Raw genomic sequence first — 20,849 nt, forward strand, 5'->3', positions numbered from 1 at the left:
TACCTACCGGGGGTCGTCGAAGCCCTCGTCGGCGCGCTCGCGGCGGAGGTGGGCCTCGGCGCGCCGGGCGAGCTGCCCCTTCTCGGCGGCCAGCCCGGCGTACATGGCCTTCACCTGCTTGTAGGGGCGGCCCGGCGGCAGCAGCGGCACGGCCGGGTCGACCTCCGCCTCGATGAGCACCGGCCGGTCGGCGCGGAGGGCCTCGTCCCAGGCGGCGTCCAGCTCCTCCGGCGACGTGACGCGCAAGCCGCGCAGGCCGAGGAGCTCGGCATACTTGGCGTACGGGACATCGGGCAGCTGTTGCGACGTCGCGAAGCGCGGCTCGCCCTCCGCCTCGCGCTGCTCCCAGCTGACCTCGGCCAGGTCACGGTTGTCGAGCACGCACACCACGAACCGCGGATCCGCCCAGTCGCGCCATCGGGCCGCCACGGTCACCAGCTCCGCCAGCCCGGTCATCTGCATCGCGCCGTCGCCGGTCAGCACGATCTGCGGGCGGTCCGGGGCGGCGAGCTTGGCGGCGATCCCGTACGGCAGCCCGCAGCCCATCGACGCGAGCGTGCTCGACAGGTGGGCGGGGACGCCGGCCGGCAGGCGCAGATGCCGGGCGTACCAGTAGACGACCGACCCGACGTCGACCGCGACCTGCGCGTCGGCGCTCAGCCGCCCGCTCAGCGAGCGCACCACGTGCTGTGGGTTCAAGGGCTCGGCCGGCGCGGCGGCGCGGCGGGTGGAGACCTCTTCCCAGGTACGCACCCAGCCCTCCACCTGCTCCCGCCACGCGCTGTTGTCCCGGGGCTTCACCGCGCCCAGCAGCGCCCGCACAGTCTCCGTGGCGTCGCCGACCAGCGGCACCTCCACGGGATAGCGGATGCCCAGCTGGCGCCCGTCGATGTCGATCTGCACCGCCCGGGCCTGCCCCGGCACCGGATAGAACTCCGTCCACGGGTCGTTGGTGCCCACGAGCAGCAGGGTGTCGCAGTTCTGCAGCAGCTGGTTGCTCGCCGTGGTTCCCAGGTGCCCCATGACGCCGGTGTGGAACGGCAGGCCCTCGTCGAGCACGGGCTTGCCGAGCAGCGAGGCGGTCACCCCGGCCCCGAGCCGGTCGGCCAGCTCGGCGATCTCGCCCGCCGCCCCGTACGCCCCCTGGCCCACCATGATCGCGACCCGCTCGCCCGCCTCGAGCACCTCCGCGGCCGCGCGCACGTCCGCGTCGTGCGGCACCACCCGCGCCCGCCGCAGCCCCGGGCTGGTCACCATGACGCCGTGCTCCTGGGCCGTGGGGTCCGGGGCCGGCATCGTCTGCACGTCGTGCGGCAGGATCAGGCACGTGGGGCTGCGGGTGGCGAGCGCCGTCCGAAAGGCCCGGTCGATCAGCATCGGCAGCTGCTCCGCGGTGTGCGCCGTCTGCACGAACTGCGCGCACACGTCGCCGAAGAGCCGCCCGAGATCGATCTCCTGCTGATAGGCGCTGCCCAGCACGGTCGACGCCTGCTGCCCGACGATCGCCACGACCGGCTTGGAGTCGAGCTTGGCGTCGTAGAGCCCGTTGAGCAGGTGCACCGCGCCCGGGCCCTGGGTCGACAGGCACACCCCGGCGTCCCCGGTGTACTTGGCGTGGGCGACGGCCATGAACGCGGCCGCCTCCTCGTGCCGCGCCTGCACGAACGCCGGCTTCCCGGCCCGCCGCAACGCGCCCATCACCCCGTCGATGCCGTCGCCGGAGTAGCCGAAGACCCGCGGCACACCCCACTCGGCCAGCCGCTCGACCAGCAGATCGGAAACCGTACGCTCACCCATGGCCGTCGCTTGCCCGGTGGCGACCGCCTCAAACGACGCGGCCCGGCGGGGCCTGCCGCCGTCGTGAGGTGAAGCGGAACCCGGGTATGCGGGCCCGATGAGACTGGACTTCCTTCGCCCTCTTTTCGACCAGCCGGGCCCCTGGGTGTCGGTCTACCTCGACGCCACGCGGGCCGGGGAGAACGCCGGCCACGAGGTGGAGCTGCGCTGGCGGGCCCTGCGGCAGAGCCTGATCGACCAGGGCGCCGACGAGGCCACGGTCGAGGCCGTGGCGGAGGCGATCGGCTCGCATCCGTACCGGCCGGGCCGCTACGGGCTCGCGGTCTTCGCCCGGGCCGGGGCGGTCGCCCGGCTGGAGACGCTGTCCGCGCCGCCGCCGTCCGACGTGGCGCACGTCGGCGCGCTGCCGCACGCCATGCCGCTGGTGGTGCAGCGCGGGGAGGAGGTCCCGTACGTGCGGGTGCTCGCCGACCGGACCGGCGGTGACCTGGACGCGATCGCCGCCGGCGGGGTGCCGCGGCACCGGCAGGTGACCGGCGGCGAGACGTTCCCTCTGCGCAAGGTGCACGCGGGCGGCTGGTCGGACCGGCGCTACGACCAGGCGGCCGAGGAGACGTGGAAACGCAACGCCGGCGCCGTGGCCACCGCGGCGGCCGAGCTGGCCGAGAGCATCGACGCCGAGGTCATCGTGGTGGGCGGTGACGTGCGGGCGGTGGAGAAGTTCGAGGGCGAGCTGCCCGGGCGCTGGCGGAGCCGGCTGGTGCGCACCGACGCGGGTTCGCGGCACGCCGGCGCCGACGAGGGCGCGCTCGACGACGTGACCGTGCAGGCGATCGCCGAGACGGCCGACCGGCACGTCCAGGAGGCGATCGACCGCTACCGGACGCAGCGCGGCGACGGCACGGCCGGCGCCGGGCTCACCGACGTGGCGACCCGGTTGCAGCGCGGCCAGGTCGACACCGTGCTGCTCGCCGACGATCCGTCCTCGACGGACACGCTGTGGATCGACCCGGACGACGTCACGCTGGTCTCCGTCGACGACCACGTGCTGCGCGAGGCGGGGGTGCGCGACCCCCGGAAGGTACGCGCGGACGCCGCTCTCCTGCGCACGATCGCCGGCACCGGCGCCTCCCTCGTCCTGGTCGCCCCGGACGAGGTCGAGTTGGAGCACGGGATCGGCGCCGTGCTGCGCTACGCCGACGCCGGCTCCGCGTAGACGACCACGTTGTGGCTGTAGACGCCGTTGTGGAAGGTGCCGCCACAGGTGACCAGGGCCAGCCGGGGCGCGCCGCCCGCGGCGAAGAGGTCCGCGGGGAGCCGCTCTTTGGCGTAGCTGCGCCGGGCGACGGTCCGATAGGTGACCACGCGGTCGCCGGCGCGCACCTGAACGGTCGCGCCCAGGGGCAGGGTTTCCAGGCGGAAAAGGGCACCCGGCCCGTCCGCGGCCGTGTCGACGTGGCCGGCGACGACCACGGTGCCGCGCGGGGAGCCGGGGGTGGCCGAGCCGATCCACCAGCCGAGCCGGGCCGGGTTCTCCGGCACCACCAGGGCGCCGCCGGGCTCGACCCCGACGGCGTCCACCGGGGCGTCGACCTTCAGCGCGCCGATCGTCACCCGGGTCGGTGGCGCCCAGGGCTGGGGAGCGGCGTCCACCAAAGGCGCCGACGGGGACGCGACGGCGGCCACCGGCACCGAGCCCTCGTCCGCCGGCGGGCGCCCCGGCTGGAGCAGCAGCGCCACGCCGGCGACCGACGCCGACAGGCCGGCGGCCAGAGCCGCCCAGCCCGCCGTGCGACGCCGGGTCATGCCCGGACAGTCCGGCGCCGCATGAGCAGCACGGCCGCGGCCGCCAGGAGCAGGGCGCCGAGGGAGAACAGCCCGATCACGGGCGCCGTGAACGGGCGCGCGGCCGCCTCGCCGCCGGTGCCCGTACCGATGCTGCTGGGCACACCGAGCGAGCGCGCGGCGTCGTCGAGCAGCTCGTGGTGCGACGCGATGACGGGAGCGGCGTCGCGCGCGGCCTTCTGCGCCGCGTCGTCGCTGCCCTGCGAGATCTCCTTCTGACCCAGGGCCATGGCCTTCATGTGCGCGTCCATCTGGGTCGACACGAACAAGGCGTCGAAGTCGTCGCCGGACGCCCCCTCGTACCGCGTGGCCAGCGCCTGCTGCTCGGCGTTCGGCGCCGCGGCAGGTCGACGCCGAGCTGGTCGGCGGTCTGCCGGAGCGCCGCGTCCAGCTTGGTGTGGTCGGTCACGAAGCGGGCGCCCAGATCCTTGACGTCCTGGCTCTGCCCCTTCTGCTGCGCCACCTTGCCGCCGGCGATCTCGGCCAGGTTGGACTGGTGCGCCGCCCGCAGATAGGCGGCGTCCTGGTCGGAGGGTGCCGCCTGGGCCGCGGTGGCCGGGACGAGCAGCAAGCCGGCACAGCCCAGGGCAAGTGCGATTCTTCTCAACATGTCTCAGGTCCTCTCGAGTGCGGTCGAGGGGCCGAGTACCCGGCGCTTCCGGTCCCATGTGTCCGATCGACGCAAAGTTCGACGCAACTCGAAGCGGGTCGAGCCGACACAATAGTGAGGAAGCTCGCTTGACTCTCATCGCCGGACGTATCTAACCTCGTCACCGTCCCGGACTGTCGATCTTTCCGGGCGGAAGGGGAGGCGACCTGTGGGCACGCCCGGATATCGGGACCACCCGGTCGCCGAATGGGACGCGGACGCCCCGGCCGACGCCGGCGAGGCCGAGGACTTCCTGTTCCAGTTTCACGCGGAGAACCCGGACACCGGCCCGGTCGGCCCCCGGCTGGCGGCGGTGCGGGCGGCGATCGACGCCACGGGCACCTATGTGCACACGTCGGAGGAGCTGGCGTACGGGGCCAAGCTGGCCTGGCGCAACGCCAGCCGGTGCATCGGCCGGCTCTACTGGCGCAGCCTCGTGGTGCAGGACCGGCGCGACTGCCACTCGTCCCCCGACATCTACGCGGCGCTGGTCCGGCATCTGGAGATCGCGAGCGGCGCCGAGGCGCGGCCGGGTGGCCGGCACGCGCGCCGGGGCGGCGCCATCCGGCCGGTGATCAGCGTCTTCCCGCAGGCCGTGCCCGGCCGCCCCTACCCGCGGCTGTGGAACGACCAGCTCATCCGTTACGCCGGGCATCGCGCCTTCGACGGGGCGGTCGTCGGCGACCCGGCGCTGACCGGCTTCACCGCGGCCATGGAGGCGCGGGGCTGGAAGGGCGCGGGCACCCCGTTCGACGTGCTCCCGCTGGCGATCGAGACCCCCGACGAGGGCGTACGCCTCTACGACCTGCCGCCCAGCGCGGTGCTCGAGGTGCCCCTGGTCCACCCGGAGCACCCGTGGTTCGCCCGGCTCGGCCTCCGGTGGTACGCGGTGCCTGCCGTCAGCAACATGCGGCTGACGATCGGCGGCGTCCACTATCCCTTCGCCCCCTTCAACGGCTGGTACATGGGCACCGAGATCGGCGCGCGCAACCTCGCCGACAAGGACCGTTACAACCTGCTGCCCCTGATCGCCCAGCAGCTGGGCCTCGACACGAGCAGCGAGCGGACACTGTGGCGCGACCGGGCGCTCGTCGAGCTCAACCGGGCGGTGCTCCACTCCTACGACATCGCCGGCGTCAAGATGACCGACCACCACACCGAGTCGGCGCGCTTCCTCGACCACGTCGCCCGCGAGCAGAAGGCCGGCCGGCTGGTGCCCGCCGACTGGAGCTGGATCGTGCCGCCCATCTCCGGCGCCGCGACACCGGTCTTCCACCGCTACTTCCACGAGGCCGACCTCAAGCCCAACTTCTATCTGGACGAGGGCGCCCGGCTGCTCTCCCGCGGCATCGAGCCCGCGGCGCCCGTGGCCGCCGGATGCCCCTTTCACGGGGCCGACACCGGCGAACTGCCGTTGCCCTACCGGCCGGACCTCCACCGTGGAGACCCGGCCTGAGACGGGCTCACGGGGCGGCGTCACCGAGCATGTGGGCGCTCATCCAGTCGTAGACCCAGATCCAGGCGGAGCTGGTCGCCACGCTCCAGTCACCGGTCAGGTCGCGCACCGCACGGACCAGGGCGTGCCCGACGTACGGATAATGCTCGGGCTGGACGCCGTAGTAGCGCGCGTGGTGCGCGCCCAGCATGCCGAGCATGCGCTCCATGTCGTGCGCGTAGCGGTCGGGCTCGGTCAGCGCCCGGATCCCGTCGAGCAGCGCGCGGCACAGCTTCTCGTTCTGCGCCGTCATGTCCGGCGGGAACATGCTCCGGGTCTCCGGCACCAGCTCGAACAGGTGCCGGTAGAACGCCTCGGCCAGCACGACCGGCCGATCGGCGACCGCGCCCGCGGTGCTCTGCACGATGCGCATCGCCTCGGCGGAGGGACGGCGGTGCGGACCGTGTCGCCGGGGCGCCCCGGGCACGGCCCCCGACGCGTAACGTGAATCGCGGGGTCCAGACTCGATCATCGGACCAACCTAACGTGCCCGGTTTGCACCCGCAGCATCGGTACCGGCCTATTTGGTGGACTACCGGCGGAGTCGTTATTGTTTCGGTCGCCTGCGCCCACCATCGGTCACAGGCCGCACAGACGACCCCGGCCGACCGTCCCCTGTGGCCGCTCCATTCGTCGCGACAGCACGGCCGCCCGCTTCACGAAATGTTCGACCACCGGACGGTTTTCTGACCGGCGAGCTGATGCCGCAGCCCGGCGAGGTCGACGAGGAACGTCATAGCCGTCAGCCGCCCGTCCCGGAGCTCGTAAACGGCGGTCTCCGCGAACGAGACGGCCGCGCCGGTCGGCTCCAGCCCGAGCCACGACGCGATCGGAGTGCCCGAGTCGATCAGCCGGACGGCCGCCCGATCGCCGTCGACCAGGAGCTCCTGGATGTCCCACGTCAGGTCGGGCACCGCCTCCTTGGATGCGAGGTCGCCTCCGCGTGTGATGGCTGCGACTGCGCCTTGCCGGCCGGGGTCGCGGGCCCGCCGGGCGGTGCCTAGGCTGCGCGGGTGCCGGATGCTGCGGGAACGGGAAGCCAGACCACCAAGAGTCTCCTCGTGGCGGTGTCGCACGCGATCGAGCGGGCGGCCCTCGCGGCCGCCGAGGACGGGCCGATGGCCGTGGTGGCGCTCTTCCAGCGGGTGCCCTATCTGAGCCATGAACGCCGGGTCTACGAGCGGATCGCCGAGCGGGCCGCGGTCACGGTCGTGGCGGCCGTCGGCGGGGATCCGGCGGTGGATCGGCCCGCGGGCACCGTGCTCGTGCCGCTGGACCAGCGGGAGCCGCTCGCGCGGGAGTGGACGGTCGTCGTGCTCACCCCGCGGTTCGGGGCCACGCTCGTCGCGCACGACCGGGAGACCGTCGACGCGGGCGCGGAGACGCTGGAGGCGGGCCGGTTGTTCGACGGGCGGTGGAGCATCCGCCGGGACGATGCCTTGCACGAGTTCCTGCGGTTGCGGCGGGCCCTCGGTGACCGGCTGCCGCCGGCGACTGCCGCGACGATGGACGCCGTGGTGGCTCGGGTGCGCGAGGTGCCGGCGACACCGGGCGAGAGCCGGGCCGACGCGATGTTCCGGCACATGGCCGGGCGCTCGGGGCGGAGCCGGCCGCCGGCGCGGGAGGCCGAGGCGCGGTTCGCCACGAGCGAGGAGGTGCGGGACTGGTCGGGCGAGTCGGGGGTGACCGCGTCGGGAGTTCTGCCCGTGGCGATGCTCGGGGTGCGCGTACCGGCGGCGCATCGGCTGCCCGCGCAGGCCGGGCGGCGGACGGCGGCGATGCGCGACGAGAGCATGCTGACGATGCTCGGCGAGCTGGCCGGGGCGGCGGGGCGGGTGACGCGGGTGGACGAGGACGAGTTCCTGGTGCTGATCCCGGGTCTCTCCGGCGACGACGCCGTGCAGCTGGCCCAGCGGGTCAATGTTCAGCTGGCGGAGGCCGCGGCCCACAACGCGTTCCTGCCCGCCACGGCGACGGTGGCGGTCGCGGTGACCCGGCGGCGGCCGTTGCCGGGGGAGGACGTGCGGCAGGCGCTGCGGTGGGCGGTCGCGGAGGGCGTCCCGGTGGCGAAGGTGACCGAGCCCGGCCCGGAGTGACCGCGGCCGGGCGTCCGGGACCGGGCGGCTCGCGGGCCGCGCGTCAGTGACCGCCGGGCCGCGCGTCAGTGACCGCCGGGCCGGGCCGGCGCCAGGAAGTCGGCGAGCGCTTCGCCCGGCATCGGCCGCGCGAAGTGGTAGCCCTGGCCGTAGACGCAGCCCATCTCGACCAGGCACCGGGCCTGCCCGGCGGTCTCGATGCCCTCGGCGACCACCTTGAGCCGGTACGCGTGGGCGAGCCGCACCACGGCGTCCGCGATCGCGTACGCGTCGGGGTCGGTGTCGATGGCCGAGACGAAGGAGCGGTCCATCTTCAGCACGCTGACCGGCAGGGTCCGCAGGTAGTTGAGCGCGGCGTAGCCGGTGCCGAAGTCGTCGATCGAGATGCCGATGCCGCGGTCGCGCAGCTCGCTCAGGCGGGCCACGGTCTGCTCGTCGGGCTGCAGCACCACGCTCTCGGTCAGCTCCAGCACCAGGCGCTCGGCCGGGAAGCCGGTCTCGTCCAAAATGCCGCCGATCGTCTCGACCAGCCCGGGCTGGACGACCTGCTTGGCGGAGAGGTTGACGCTCAGCTTGACGGGCCACGGGGCCGCCTGGCGGCAGGCCTCGCGCAGCACCCACTCGCCGATCGGGATGACCGCGCCGGTCTCCTCGGCCAGCTCGATGAAGGCGCCGGGGTAGAGCAGGCCGCGCTCCGGGTGGTTCCAGCGGACGAGGGCCTCGACCGCGACGCAGTCGCCGCCGGACAGGTCGACCACGGGCTGGAAGTGCACGACCAGCTCGTTGTTCTCGACGGCCCGCCACAGCTCGGCGTCGCGGGCGCGGGTGTCGAGGTCCGGGGTGTAGACGCGGTAGTGCCCGCGGCCGGCCCGCTTGGCCGCGTACATGGCGACGTCGGCGTGCGCCAGCAACTGTTCCGCGTCCAGGACGCCCTCCTCGTGGAAGGCGACGCCGACGCTGGCCTCGACGTGGAGCAGCTGGTTGCCGAAGACGACCGGCGTGCGCAGGGCGTCGACCAGCCGCTGGGCGATGCCCTCGGCGGCCGCCCGGTTCGGCAGCGCGGGCAGCACGACGGCGAACTCGTCGCCGCCGAGGCGCCCGGCGGTGTCGCCCGACCGGATCACGGCCCGCAGCGCCGCCGCCACGCCCAGGAGGACGGCGTCGCCGGCGTCGTGCCCGTACGCGTCGTTGATCGGCTTGAACCGGTCGAGGTCGATGAGCAGGACGGCGCCGTGCCGGCCGTCGCGCACCGGCTGGCGGGTCAGCCCGGCCAGGCTCTCGGTGATGAGCGCCCGGTTGGACAGCCCGGTGAGCGGGTCGGTGACGGCCAGGCGGCGGTTCTCGCGCTGGGCGAACACCTGCCGGGCGATCACGAGCGCGGTCAGCACCACGGCGCCCAGGATCATCCCGCCGAGGGGATAGAGCGACTGCTCCCGGGCCACGAACGCCAGCAGCGCGTACGCGAACGCGATCGCCCCGTACGGCAGCCAGCTGACCCGCCCCCGGCGCCCGCGCCCCTCCTGCGCCGAAGCGCCCGGGACCATGCGGCGGTACACGGCGAGCAGCGAGAAGAAGGTGCCCGCCGCCCACAGCAGGAACGGCCAGTCGCCGGGGCCGAAGAACACCCCGAACTGCACCAGGGCGATGGTGTAGCTGCTGTCGGCGACCACCTTGAGGCCCATGGACGCGCCCAGCAGCCCGACCGCCGCCCCCGCCTCGGGACGGCGCAGGACCAGCGTGATCAGGGCGAAGACCAGCAGCAGGTCGAGCACCGGCACGCCGGCCGAGAAGGCGATCACCACCGGGTCGACGCCGGGCACCTCGAGCAGCGGGCCGATCTCCACGTACCAGAGGGCCATGCAGGCGCCCGCCACGACGATCAGCGCGTCGATCAGCAGCTTGAGGCGGTCGGTGCGGCTCCGGCGCTCGGCCGGCAGGAGCAGCAGCCCGGCGACCACGAACGGGATCGCCAGGAGGAACATGTGATCGGGCACGCTGGGGAAGCTGATCGGGCCGCCGCCGAGGTGCTGGATCAGCGAGGCGCCGTTCCCGGCGACCTGCAGCAGGAAGGACACCTCCAGCAGCAGCCAGGCCCGGCGCTCCCGGGAGTCCAGCCCGCCGCGCAGCACCAGCCTCAGCCCGAGCGCCGCGGTCAGCGCGGTGACCGGCAGCTGCGCCGAGTTGTTGAGCAGTTGCGCGAGGGCGTCGCCGCCCCAGCCGGTGACGGATTGCACAAGAATCGAGCTGAGCAGGACTCCCGCGCCCCACACGGCCGCCGTCAGCCACCGGGAGGGGCGCTTGTGCACGTCTGCCATGTCTGTCTGTTCGGCATCGGGGGCCGGGAGCAAAGAACTCAGAGCGGGTCGAGCGCGACCTCCGACAGCGGGCTGCTCACGCAGGTCCGCACCTGGTCGTCCGGGGCGGGCGGCGTCACCCGGCCGCTGCGCAGGCGCATGACGCACTCCCCGCAGCTTCCGACCGTGCAGGAGAAGGGCATCTCCAGCCCGGCGTCGAGCCCGGCGTCGAGCAGCGTCTGCCCGGGCTCGACCACCACCGGGCCGAGGGCGCCGACAGTCATCTTCTGCGGCTCGGTCGTCGCTTCCGCGCTGGCGGCACCGAGGAAACGCTCGCTGTGCACCAGCTCGTCCGGGACCCCGAGCTCGCCCAGCACGCCCTGGACCGTGTCCGTCAGCGCGTCCGGGCCGCAGACGTAATAGTGCGTCTCCGGCTTCGTCGTCAGGCTCGCGACCCACCGGCGTACGCCCTCCGCGCCGAGCCGCCCGTCGCGCGCGCTGAGCACGTGGGTGACCGACAGCCGTCCCGGGCGCTCGCGAGCCAGCCGGGCCAGTTCGTCCGCGAAGATGATCTCGTCCTCGGTGCGGCTGCTGTAGAGCAGGGCGATCCGGCCGGTCGTCGCGGCCCGGATCATGCTCATCATCGGGGTGATGCCGCTGCCCGCCGCGACGAGCACGAGATCGTCGGCGGCGGGGTGGAAGGTGCCGGACGGGCCCAGCACCGCGACCCGGTCCCCGGGGCGGAGCGCGGTGTGGACGTGACCCGAGAAGCGCCCGTCCGCCACCCGCTTGACGGTCAGTTCGAGCCGGGGTGAGCCGGGCGCCGACGAGGCCGAGTACGCGCGCCGCACCGGCCGGCCGTCGATGTCGGTGACGAGCGTGAAGTACTGGCCGGGGCGGAAGTCGAAGGGGCGGTCGTCCTCGAGCACGAGGGTGACGGTGCTCGGCGTCTCCCGGCGCACCTCGGTGAGGCGTACCTCCCGCAGGGGATCTGGCACCGCGGGGCCGGTGCGGGCGGTCGGCAGGGTGACCGCGTCGTAGCCCTCCTTGCGCAGCCCCGAGCGGTAGGCCCTGTTCATGGCCAGGCGCATGAGCCGGGACACGCCCGGAACGGCGAGGAGCTTCTTCACGAGGGGCCGCGCCGACCCGATCGCGAGGTGGTCGCCGCCCATCGCCAGCAGGTCCGGCGCCGGGCCGAGCCCGAGGTGCGCGCCGGGGCTCCACAACCGGGCCCGGGACACGGCGTCGCTGGCGGTCACCTCCGCGTGCTCGACGTCGACGAGCAGGGCCAGGTGCGGGGGCAGGCCCCGCAGGGCCAGCGTCGCCAGCAGCGCCGGGTCGTCGGTGACGGCGGCCCGCCCGCGTACGTGCAGCACGCCGCTGCGCCCCGGAACCAGCGCCGCGAGCGACAGCCGGTCGTCCCGCACGAGGTTGTGCAGCGTGTCGGTGCGCTTGTTGCCCCGGCGGTCGGGGATGACGAGCGTGCGGCCGTCGAGGATCCGCGCCACCGCCCCCTGGTCGCCGCGCGGGCTGGTGTCCGAGCCACCCTCGGTGTCCCAGGTGGAGAGGGCGAGGAAGGGCGCCGCCGCCAGGAAGCCGGCCACCCCGGGCGCCCGGAGCGGCCCGTCGCCCGCGATCTCCGCCGCCGGTGGTGCCCCGGCGGGCGGCTCCCACAGGCCGGCCCGCAGGACGGCTTGCGCGCAGTGGACGTACGCCTCCTGGATCTGGACCGTCGTCCCGCTCATCGTGCCGTTGACCCGCAGGACCTCGCCCACGCCGGGCAGCAGGAAGAAGAACGACACCGGACCGTACGCGTCGCCGGCCCCCGGAACCGACATGCGCGTGGGCGACAGCACCCGCGCGAAGCCCGGCGCGCCGCCGATGAAGGTGGTGTGGCTCGTGCCGCCGGCGTCGCGGTAGCCGAACGCGGCGACCGGGCTCCGGGCGAGAACCGCGCGGCAGCCGTCGTCGAGGAACGTGATGGTCTTGAGCATGATCATGGCGGCCGGCTTGCCGACGACCGACTCGATCTGATCAGCGGAGGTGAGCCGCACGGGTTCTCCTCACGGCCGGGGGCGGACCGGCCGAGGCGCCAGTAGCCGATGAACGAGCTGCCGCGCCGGGGCACGCGCTCTTGTTCTCGCAGTTCATGGCACTATTGTGAGTAATAGCTCAGGTCTTTGGCTACTCGCTTTTGCCCGCCCCGGAGGAGCGCCGCATGCCCGCTGACGATCGCCGTCTTCAGCCACGTCGCAAGCCCTCGCAGGTGCGCGCCGAGCTCACCCGCGAGCGGATCCTCACCGCGGCTGCTCACGTTTTCGCCGAGCACGGCTACGCCGCCGGCACCACGAATCGCATCGCCGAGCGGGCCCGCATCTCCATCGGCTCGCTCTACCAGTACTTCCCGAACAAGGACGCCATCCTCGCCGCGCTGCTCATCCAGCACATCGATCGCGGCGCCTGGGCCCAGGCGGACCGGCTCGACCTGTCCCCGGGCAGCCTCAAGGCCACCGTCCGCGCCCTGGTCCGCGACGCGATCGACCACCACCGCGACGATCCCCGCCTGCTCCGCATCATGATCGAGGAGGCGCCGCTCTCCCAGGAGCTCCTCGACACGATCGACAGCCACCAGAAGCTCCGCGTGGCCCAGGTCCGCGACCTGCTCGCCCGCCACCCGGACGTCCGCGTCCGCGACCTCGACACCGCCGCCAACCTCATCAACTTCACGGTCGAGATCAACACCCACCGTCTCATGGCCGACCCGCACGCGCCCGCGGTCGAGACCTTCGAGAGCGAGCTGATCGACATGGTGACCCGTTACCTCGCCGGCTCCGAGTGAACCCCGGGCCCTCCGCACCGCGCCGCGAGGCGGAAGCTGGGCCCGGCGGCGGCCGCCTTGATCCGCGGGACGGACCCTAGCGGCGGTTGGCCACGGCCGGCGGGATCGGCCGGTCGGTGTCGTGGGCTGCCCGGGCCGCCCGGATGTCGCCGGCGTGGCGGCGGACCCAGAGGGCGAGCTCCACCACCTGCGGGGTCACTTCGGCGCCGAGCTCCGTCAGAGCGTACGTGGTCTGCATCGGCACGGTGCCGGTCACCGACCGCCGCACGAAGCCGTCGCGGGTCAAGGTGCGCAGCGTCTGGGCGAGCATCTTCTCGCTGACGCCCTGGATGCCGCCCGCCAGCTCCGCGAACCGGTGCGGCCGGACCCGCAGGGCGCCCAGCACCAGGACCGCCCACCGGCTGGTGAGGGAGTCGAAAACCGGCCGCCCCTCGCAGTCGGCGGCGAAGACCTCGGGCGGCAGGGCCGGCCCACGCATCGGACGACCTTACCTCGAAGTGCGTTCTTCCCGCCCCTGACCTGCGTGGATAGCGTCGTCCCAGCGATCGGGAGGAGAGACGCGATGACCACGTACGTACTGGTGGCCGGGGCCGGGCTGGGCGGATGGGTGTGGCGGAAGGTGCGCCGGCTGCTGGAGGCCGAGGGGCACTCCGTCCACACCCCGAGCCTGACCGGCGAGGGTGACCGGGTGCATCTGCTGACCGCGGACGTCGACCTGGAGACGCACGTGCGCGACGTCAGCAACATCCTGACGTACGACGATCTGACCGAGGTGGTGCTCGTCGGGCACAGCTACGGCGGGGGCGTCGTGACGGGAGTGGCGGATCGGGTCCCCGGCCGGATCGCGCGGCTGGAGAGCGGGTGGCGGGTCGATACTTCGAGATCGACGGGCCGCACGCGCTCATGGTCGTCGCTCCCGAGGCCGTCGCGGCCCTGCTGACCCAGGCGTGAGTCAGCCTGCGGCGATGAGGGCGCCGAGGGCTGAGGCCTGGGTGCGCCAGTCGCGGGGGTTGGGGGTGGTGCCGGTCCAGCGCTGGCCCAGCCGGTTGAGGGGGTCGCGGCCGGCGGACCAGACGGCGTCGGCCTGGGTGCGGGCGAAGGTGCGGTAGGTGGCCTGGCCGGTGACATCGGCGAGGTCGAGGAGGTGGCGCATGAAGATGCCCTTGAACTCCTTGGCGTTGTCGTCGCAGGTGCTGGTGCCCGTGTCGCACGACTCGGTGAGGATGCCGTTGGTGGTCAGGCGGGCGATCGCGGCGTCGGCCAGGGCTCGGGCGCGGGCCAGGACGGTGGTGCTGCCGGTGGCGCGGTAGAGCTCGACCGCCGCGCCGACGGCCAGACCCTGGTTGTACGAGTAGACCGTGCCGTTGTTGTTCGCGCACGAGCCGGTCAGGCCGTCGTTAACCAGGTTGGATGAGTTGATCATGCCGCTCGCGGTGTACCAGTTCCAGCCCGCCACGGCGCGGTTCAGCCACGTGGTGTCGCCGGCGATCCGGTTGTGCAGGCTCGCGGTCAGGCGCACGTACAGGCCGATGGTGACCGCGTTCTTGTACGTCCGCTCGCGGTCCCACCACACGCCCCCGCCGCACGTCGACGTGTCCCAGAAGCCGTGCACGTAGGTCGCGATGGTGACCGCTTCGTCGAGGTAGCGCCGGTCGCCCGTCAGGTCGTACGCCTGGGTCCAGGCCAGGCCCCACCAGGCCGCGTCGTCGACCGCGCGGCTGATGAAGTGGCCCTCGATGGCGTCGCTGCTCTTCACGCCGGCCGGGAAGGCGGCCTGGTTGACGGTGAACGTGCGGTCGACGATCCAGCGGTAGTCGGTGCGCCCGGTGCGCTGCATCCAGGCCATGACCGCGGTGACGGCATCGGCGGAGTTCCACCAGCTCGACGGCCACCACGCGGTGTCCGGCTGGTACGCCCACATGAGCGCGTCGGCAGCCGCGGCGGCCCGGTCACCGGCCGGACGCGCCCACGCCGTGCAACTGCCGTTGTTCCCGGTCACCGCTCGGCCGCAGGCGCGCAGGGCTCCGCCGTACAGAAGCAGCTTGGGGTCGCGGGCCGCGAACAGCGCCGTCCGGGTGCCGGTCGTGCGGCCCTTCATCTCCCAGGTGGCGCCCTCGTCCCACGTGCGGTCCAGCCAGACCTCGTCCCCGGCCGCGCCGCCGGCGATGGTGGCCCACATCATGCCGCGCGTGTCGGCGTGCAGCGCGATCGTGCGCCCGCTGAGCGTCGTGGCGGGCACCGGCTGCGTGTCGCCGGTCACGGGGGCGGCGCCGTCGCAGGCCACATCGCACGCCTGGGGCCGGAACCAGTCGGTGCACTGCACGCCGCCCGCGTCCCCGCAGGCCCGCAGCAGCCCGCGGCGGTGGTGCGCCGGGTCGGCCAGGTTGTACATGAGCGTGCGCGTGCCGGTCCACGTGCCCGGGATCGATGCCTGGCCAAGCAGGCCTTCCCACGTGGCGCCGCCGTCCCAGCTGCGGTCGAGCCACACCGCGTCGTCCGCCGTGCCGTTGTCGATGCTGGCCCACGCCATGACGTCGGCCTCGGACACGTGCAGCGCGATCCGGCGGCCGTTCTGCACCTTGTCGGGAACGGGGAACGTGTCCTGCTGCGCCCGGGCGGGATCCAGCGTGTCGCAGTGGAGGGAGCACACGGCCGGGGTCGCGGCCGAGGCGGTGACCGGGCCGATGACCGGGCCGGTGAGCGCGGCGACGAGAACGGGGATCAGCAATCGAAGCATGTGCATGGGGGTGCTCCTTCGACGTGATCGTGAAGCTACGCCCTTAATCGAAATATGACAATGTTTACCGGTTCAAAGCCTACCGTAGGGGTATGGAATACCTGTGGTACATCCCGAATCAGAACCGGCCCGGACACCGGGGCGACGACGTCGCCGCCGACCACAACAGCCTGCACACCCTGACGACCCAGGCGCTGGCGCTCGAGGAGCACGGCTGGGGCGGCGCCCTGCTCGGCACCGGCTGGGGCCGGCCCGACACCTTCACCGTGGCGACCGCCCTCGCCGCGCGCACCACGACCTTCAAGCCGCTGATCGCGATCCGGCCCGGCTACTGGCAACCGGCCCACTTCGCGTCGGCCGCGGCGACCCTGCAGCACTTGTCCGAGGGCCGGGTGCTGATCAACATCGTGTCGGGGCAGGACAATCTGGCGGCGTACGGGGACAGCGAGGGCGACCAGGCCCACCGCTACGCCCGGACCAAGGAGTTCCTGCAGCTCACCAGGAGACTGTGGACGCAGGAGAACGTCACCTACGAGGGCGAGCACTTCCGGGTCCGCGACTCGACGGTGGTGCCCCGGCCCTTCAAGCAACCGCGGCTCTACTTCGGCGGGGCGTCGGAGGCCGCCGAGCGGGTGGCCGCGACCGAGGCCGACGTGCAGCTCTTCTGGGGCGAGCCGCTGGCCGGCGTACGGGAAAGAATCGAACGCCTGCGGGCGCTGGAGCGTGAGCTCGGCCGTGAGCACGCGCCGCTGGAATTCGGCCTGCGGGTGACCACCTTCGTGCGGGACACCACCGAGCAGGCCTGGACCGACGCGGAGGCCAAGGTGGCCGATCTGGCCGGCGCGCACGAGAACGCGTTCCGCGCGGTCGGCCAGCAGCGCCTCCTCGACCTGAACCGGCGCGGCGACGTGCTGGACGACAACCTCTACACGGCGCCGGGGCGAGCCGGGGGCAGGGGAGCGGGCACGACCTGGCTGGTCGGCTCGGCCGAGGACGTGGCCCGCTCCCTGCGGAGGTACGCCGAGCTGGGGATCACGCACTTCGTGCTCTCCGACACGCCGTACCTGCCCGAGATCAAGCGCCAGGGCGACCAGTTGCTGCCACTGCTGCGCTGAGCCCCGGCAGCCCGTAGTGGTCCCGCAACGTCGTGCCGGTGTACTCCGTGCGGAACAGCCCCCGCCGCTGGAGGATCGGCACGACGTGGTCGACGAAGGCTTCCAGCCCGGAGGGCAGCACCGGCGGCATGATGTTGAAGCCGTCGGCCGCGCCGAGCCGGTGCCACTCCTCGATCGCGTCGGCGACCTGCTCGGGCGTGCCGGCGAAGGTCCGATGCCCGCGCCCGCCGCCGAGGCGCCCGATGAGCTGCCGTACGGTCAGCCGCTCGCGCCGGGCCAGCGTCACGATGAGCGTGTAACGGCTCTTCGCGCCCTCGATCTCGTCCTCGGGCGGCAAGTCCTCCGGCAGCTCCCGGTCCAGCCGCAGCTCGGCCGGGTCGACCTTCAGCGTGGTGGCGAGCTGCCGCAGCGCGTACTCCGGTTTGATCAGCCGGTCCAGCTCCTCCTCCAGCGCGAGCGCCTCGGCCTCGGTGGCGCCGATGGCGGGCACGATGCCGGGCAGGATCTTCACGGTGTCCGGGTCGCGGCCCAGCTCGGCCGCCCGCCGCTTGAGGTCGCGGGAGAAGTCCTGCGCCTCGGCGAGAGTCTGCTGCGCCGTGAACACCGCCTCGGCGTAGCGCGCGGCGAGGTGCCGCCCGTCCTGCGAGGATCCGGCCTGCACGAGCAGCGGCCGGCCCTGCGGCGAGCGGGGGACGGTCAACGGCCCTTCGACCCGGAAGTACGGGCCCTCGTGGCGCGGCGGGCGAAGCAGGCTCTCGTCGCCCCACGTGCCGGACTCCTTGTCGCCGAGCGGGGCGTGCTCGTCCCAGCTGTCCCAGAGCTTGAGCGACACGTCGACGAACTCGGCGGCCCGGGCGTACCTGTCGCTGTGAGCCGGCAGCTCGGTCAGGTTGAAGTTGCGGGCGGCATCGACCCCGGCCGTGGTGACGATGTTCCAGCCGGCCCGGCCGCCGCTCACGTGGTCGAGCGACGCGAACCGCCGGGCCAGGTTGTAGGGCTCGTTGTAGGTCGTCGACGCGGTCGCGATCAGCCCGATCCGCTCGGTCGCCCCGGCGATCGCGGTCAGCAGCACGGTCGGCTCGAGGGTGCCCGCGGGTCGCCGCCCGATGTTGGTGAACAGCACGGGACTGTCGGCCAGGAAAATCGAGTCGAGCTTGCCGCGCTCGGCGATTTGCGCCAGCCGCTGGAAATGCCCCACATCGGTGATCGCGAACGGGTCGCTCTCGGGCAGCCGCCACGCCGCCTCGTGATGCCCGACTCCCATGAGGAACGCGTTGAGGTGCAACGTACTCATGCGACAACCCCCAGCTGCTTTCTCACGCGGCCACCCCCAGCGCGTTTCTCACGCGGCCACCCCCAGCGCGTTTCTCATGCGGCCACCCCCAGCGCGGCGAGCAGCGACTCCCGATGGGCCGTCGCCGACTGCCCCCGGTCGATGCGCTGGTCGATCGCGATCCGGCCGTCGTCGAGGACGAGCACCCGGTCGGCGAGCGTGACGGCCTCGTCCACGTCGTGCGTGACCAGCAGCACCGCCGGCCGGTGCCGTGCGCACAGCTCGCGCAGCAGCCCGTGCATCCTGATCCGGGTCAGCGCGTCGAGCGCCCCGAACGGCTCGTCGGCCAGCAGCAGTTGCGGCTCGGACACCAGCGACCGGGCCAGGGCCACCCGCTGCTGCTCGCCGCCGGAGAGCTCGTTGGGCCACGCCTGCTCACGGCCCTCCAGGCCCACCTCGGCCAGCGCCGCCCGGCCCCGCAGCGCGGCGTCCGCCCCGCGCAGGCCCAGCACGACGTTGGTGAGCACGCGCTGCCAGGGGAGCAGGCGGGCGTCCTGGAAGACCACGGACAGGCTGCGTGGCACCCGGACGGCGCCCGAGCCGGTGACGTCGCGGTCCAGCCCGGCCAGCGCGCGCAGCAGCGTGCTCTTGCCCGACCCGCTGCGCCCGAGCAGGGCGACGAACTCACCCTGGCCGATCGTCAGATCCAGATCGTCGAGTACGGTCCGGGCGCCGAAGCCCCGCGACAGCCCCTCGACCCGGACCGCCGGGTCCGTCATCAATCCGCCGGCGTGCGCCGCCATGTCGGGGCCATCCTCCGCGTCAGCCTTCAGTCCGCCAGCGTGCGCCGCCATGTCAGGGCCCTCCTCTGCACCAGCCGGACGGCGCCGTCGGAGAGCAGCCCGAGGACGCCGTAGAGCACCAGGCCGACCACGATGATGTCGGTCTGGCCGTACTCGCGGGCCAGCTCCATCATGTATCCGATCCCGCTCGTGGAATTGATCTGCTCGACGACCACCAGCGCCAGCCACGCGTTGACGACCGCGAAGCGCAGCCCGAGCAGGAAGCCGGGCAGGGCCCCGGGCAGCACGATGCGCCGCAGGAACGTGCCCGTACGCAACCGCAGGCTCTCGCCCAGCTCCACGTACCGGCTGTCGATGCCGCGCAGCCCGTTGTGCGTGTGGATGTAGACGGGCACGAAGACGCCGAGCGTGATCGTGGTGACCTTCATGCCCTCGCCGATGCCCAGCCACAGGATCAGCAGCGGGATCAGTGCCAGCGACGGGATGGCCCGCTTGATCTGGATCGGGCCGTCGAGGATCGCCTCGCCCCAGCGGCTCAGCCCCGAGATCAGCGCGAGGACCGTGCCGATGGCCACCCCGAAGAGCAGCCCGAGACCGGCCCGCTGCGACGAGATGGCCAGGTTGTCCTGCAGCCGGCCGTCCGCGATCAGGTCGCCGGTGGTGGTGACCACCGTCCACGGCGCCGACAAGGTGCGCGGGTCGAGCCAGCCCAGCGCCGAGGCCACCGACCAGATCGCGAGCAGCAGGACCGGGCCCAGCGCGGCGCCGAGCGGGATCGGCCGGCCGGGACCGAGGCGGCGCCGGTGCGGGCTCAGCAGGCTCACGACACACCCGCGGCGGCGAGGGCGTCGGCGGCGATGCGCTCGTAGCGGCGGTCGTACAGGTCCTCGGCCTTGAGGGGTTTGTTGTTCGTCTCCTGGGCCAGCAGGTCGATCGTCTCCTGGTGGCGGCCGATCGCCTCGGTCCAGCTCGCCGGGATGTCCGCGACCCCGGCGTTGTCCACGATCCATCGGCCGTCGGCGGCGGTCAGCCCCTGGTCCTTGACGTAGTAGCGCTCGATCCACTCGTCCGGGTTCGCCTCGCGCCACCGCCACGCCCGGGCCCACGCCTGCACGTACTGACGGATGGCCGCCGCCTTGCCCGCGTCCAGCAGCACGGTCTCCGGGGCGTACAGGTGGCCGGGGTCGTCCCGCAGGCCGTGCGCGATCGTGGTGGCGCCGTCCCGGGCGTACTTGGTCTCGTAGCGTTTGATCTGCACCCCGCCGATGGGCGCCACCTCGACCTGCCGGCTCGCCAGCGCCGTGACGTAGACGTCGTTGGTGCTGGACAGCTCGACCAGCTGCACGTCCTGCTTGGTCAGCCCGGCCTTGTGCAGCGCGCGCAGGACCAGTGCGCCCTGCGCCTGCCCGGGGCTGTAGGCGACCTTCTTGCCGCGGAAGTCCTTCAGCTCCCGCACGGCCACTCCGGGGGCGATGCCGAACCGATAGATCGCGTGGCGGAGCGGGTCCTGGCGGAACTTCGCCGCCACGATCTTCGTCGGGATGCCGGTCCAGTGCGAGTGGATCGGCGGGATGTCGGCGACGGACCCGAGGTCCAGCGCCTGGGCCCGGAAGGCCTCGATGGTCTGCGGGCCGCCGCTGATGTTGGCCCACTGCACCTCGAAGTCGAACTTGTCCGCCTCGCCGGAGAACTCGAGCGCCTTCTGATGCTCCTTGTCCCCGACGACCAGCTTGGTGCCGCCCGGCACCTTGTCGGGCAGGGCCGCGGTCACGGCCAGGGTCGCGGCGGGGCCGTCGCCGCCACAGCCGGTCAGGCTCAGGAAGGCCGCGCCGGCGCCGGCGGCCAGGAGTGCTCTGCGGTTCAGGGAAAGAGTCACGTCAATACCTCCGTGCCTCCAGGCTCAGCC

At 73.1% G+C, this 20,849-nt stretch carries 18 protein-coding genes and 1 pseudogene; 6 read left to right on the forward strand and 13 right to left on the reverse strand.

The features are described 5' to 3' along the window. Positions 1–3: 3 nt before the first annotated feature. Positions 4–1,797, reverse strand: a complete 1,794-nt coding sequence (locus tag RAN62_RS23800) for a thiamine pyrophosphate-requiring protein (protein ID WP_305786957.1) — start codon at positions 1,795–1,797, stop codon at positions 4–6. A 97-nt stretch (positions 1,798–1,894) separates the two neighbouring features. On the opposite strand from RAN62_RS23800, the gene RAN62_RS23805 reads away from it, so the two are divergent. Continuing rightward, positions 1,895–3,013, forward strand: a complete 1,119-nt coding sequence (locus tag RAN62_RS23805; protein WP_305786958.1) for a baeRF2 domain-containing protein — start codon at positions 1,895–1,897, stop codon at positions 3,011–3,013. On the opposite strand, the gene RAN62_RS23810 is transcribed toward RAN62_RS23805, so the two are convergent. Further along, positions 2,989–3,603: a class F sortase gene (locus tag RAN62_RS23810; protein WP_305786959.1), complete on the reverse strand. Its 615-nt coding sequence runs from the start codon at positions 3,601–3,603 to the stop codon at positions 2,989–2,991. The genes RAN62_RS23805 and RAN62_RS23810 overlap by 25 nt on opposite strands. Then, positions 3,600–4,252: pseudogene (locus tag RAN62_RS41215) on the reverse strand (DUF4142 domain-containing protein). Before RAN62_RS41215 ends, RAN62_RS23810 begins: the two are co-directional and overlap by 4 nt. Positions 4,253–4,460: 208 nt before the next feature. On the opposite strand from RAN62_RS41215, the gene RAN62_RS23825 reads away from it, so the two are divergent. Continuing rightward, positions 4,461–5,747 (forward strand): nitric oxide synthase oxygenase, encoded by a 1,287-nt coding sequence (locus RAN62_RS23825; protein ID WP_305786961.1) that lies wholly within the window; start codon positions 4,461–4,463, stop codon positions 5,745–5,747. 7 nt (positions 5,748–5,754) lie between these two features. Here the strand turns inward: RAN62_RS23825 and RAN62_RS23830 are convergent, their stop codons facing one another. Together RAN62_RS23830 and RAN62_RS23835 are read right to left on the reverse strand one after the other, a co-directional pair. Next, positions 5,755–6,258 carry a globin domain-containing protein gene (locus RAN62_RS23830; protein WP_305786962.1) on the reverse strand — a complete coding sequence of 168 codons (504 nt, stop codon included), beginning with the start codon at positions 6,256–6,258 and terminating at the stop codon, positions 5,755–5,757. A gap of 184 nt (positions 6,259–6,442) precedes the next feature. Further along, entirely contained in the window at positions 6,443–6,700 is a 258-nt protein-coding gene (locus RAN62_RS23835; protein WP_305786963.1) for an ester cyclase, read from the reverse strand. A gap of 99 nt (positions 6,701–6,799) precedes the next feature. Between RAN62_RS23835 and RAN62_RS23840 the strand changes: the two genes are divergently transcribed. Further along, the gene (locus tag RAN62_RS23840) at positions 6,800–7,882 is read left to right on the forward strand and encodes a DICT sensory domain-containing protein (RefSeq protein ID WP_305786964.1); all 1,083 of its coding nucleotides are present in this window, start codon (positions 6,800–6,802) and stop codon (positions 7,880–7,882) included. 65 nt (positions 7,883–7,947) lie between these two features. On the opposite strand, the gene RAN62_RS23845 is transcribed toward RAN62_RS23840, so the two are convergent. Both RAN62_RS23845 and RAN62_RS23850 read right to left on the reverse strand, forming a co-directional pair. Further along, positions 7,948–10,197: a putative bifunctional diguanylate cyclase/phosphodiesterase gene (locus RAN62_RS23845; RefSeq protein WP_305786965.1), complete on the reverse strand. Its 2,250-nt coding sequence runs from the start codon at positions 10,195–10,197 to the stop codon at positions 7,948–7,950. Between the two features lie 38 nt (positions 10,198–10,235). Beyond that, positions 10,236–12,230 carry an FAD-binding oxidoreductase gene (locus tag RAN62_RS23850; RefSeq protein WP_305786966.1) on the reverse strand — a complete coding sequence of 665 codons (1,995 nt, stop codon included), beginning with the start codon at positions 12,228–12,230 and terminating at the stop codon, positions 10,236–10,238. A 164-nt stretch (positions 12,231–12,394) separates the two neighbouring features. Between RAN62_RS23850 and RAN62_RS23855 the strand changes: the two genes are divergently transcribed. Further along, positions 12,395–13,015, forward strand: coding sequence for a TetR/AcrR family transcriptional regulator (locus RAN62_RS23855; protein ID WP_305786967.1), 621 nt, complete (start codon positions 12,395–12,397; stop codon positions 13,013–13,015). A 76-nt stretch (positions 13,016–13,091) separates the two neighbouring features. Here RAN62_RS23855 and RAN62_RS23860 read toward each other — a convergent pair whose 3' ends face one another. Further along, positions 13,092–13,493, reverse strand: a complete 402-nt coding sequence (locus tag RAN62_RS23860) for a winged helix-turn-helix transcriptional regulator (RefSeq protein WP_305786968.1) — start codon at positions 13,491–13,493, stop codon at positions 13,092–13,094. An 84-nt stretch (positions 13,494–13,577) separates the two neighbouring features. Here RAN62_RS23860 and RAN62_RS23865 point away from each other — a divergent pair, with 84 nt between their 5' ends. Continuing rightward, entirely contained in the window at positions 13,578–13,955 is a 378-nt protein-coding gene (locus RAN62_RS23865) for an alpha/beta fold hydrolase (protein WP_305786969.1), read from the forward strand. Between the two features lie 12 nt (positions 13,956–13,967). Here RAN62_RS23865 and RAN62_RS23870 read toward each other — a convergent pair whose 3' ends face one another. Then, positions 13,968–15,758, reverse strand: coding sequence for a glycoside hydrolase family 76 protein (locus tag RAN62_RS23870; protein ID WP_305786970.1), 1,791 nt, complete (start codon positions 15,756–15,758; stop codon positions 13,968–13,970). An 86-nt stretch (positions 15,759–15,844) separates the two neighbouring features. On the opposite strand from RAN62_RS23870, the gene RAN62_RS23875 reads away from it, so the two are divergent. Beyond that, the gene (locus RAN62_RS23875; protein ID WP_305786971.1) at positions 15,845–16,867 is read left to right on the forward strand and encodes an LLM class flavin-dependent oxidoreductase; all 1,023 of its coding nucleotides are present in this window, start codon (positions 15,845–15,847) and stop codon (positions 16,865–16,867) included. Here the strand turns inward: RAN62_RS23875 and RAN62_RS23880 are convergent. The 4 genes from RAN62_RS23880 to RAN62_RS23895 form a co-directional block, all read right to left on the reverse strand. Then, a complete protein-coding gene (locus tag RAN62_RS23880; RefSeq protein ID WP_305786972.1) occupies positions 16,827–18,161 on the reverse strand; it encodes an LLM class flavin-dependent oxidoreductase in 1,335 nt (444 codons plus the stop codon). The two genes, RAN62_RS23875 and RAN62_RS23880, sit on opposite strands and share 41 nt — an antisense overlap. Before the next feature lie 74 nt (positions 18,162–18,235). Next, entirely contained in the window at positions 18,236–18,943 is a 708-nt protein-coding gene (locus RAN62_RS23885) for an ABC transporter ATP-binding protein (protein ID WP_305786973.1), read from the reverse strand. Between the two features lie 26 nt (positions 18,944–18,969). Beyond that, entirely contained in the window at positions 18,970–19,767 is a 798-nt protein-coding gene (locus RAN62_RS23890; RefSeq protein WP_305786974.1) for an ABC transporter permease, read from the reverse strand. Further along, positions 19,764–20,819, reverse strand: a complete 1,056-nt coding sequence (locus tag RAN62_RS23895; RefSeq protein ID WP_305786975.1) for an ABC transporter substrate-binding protein — start codon at positions 20,817–20,819, stop codon at positions 19,764–19,766. Before RAN62_RS23895 ends, RAN62_RS23890 begins: the two co-directional genes overlap by 4 nt. Positions 20,820–20,849 lie beyond the last annotated feature (30 nt).

The organism is Symbioplanes lichenis, from assembly GCF_030709675.1.
Lineage (GTDB): Bacteria > Actinomycetota > Actinomycetes > Mycobacteriales > Micromonosporaceae > Actinoplanes > Actinoplanes lichenis.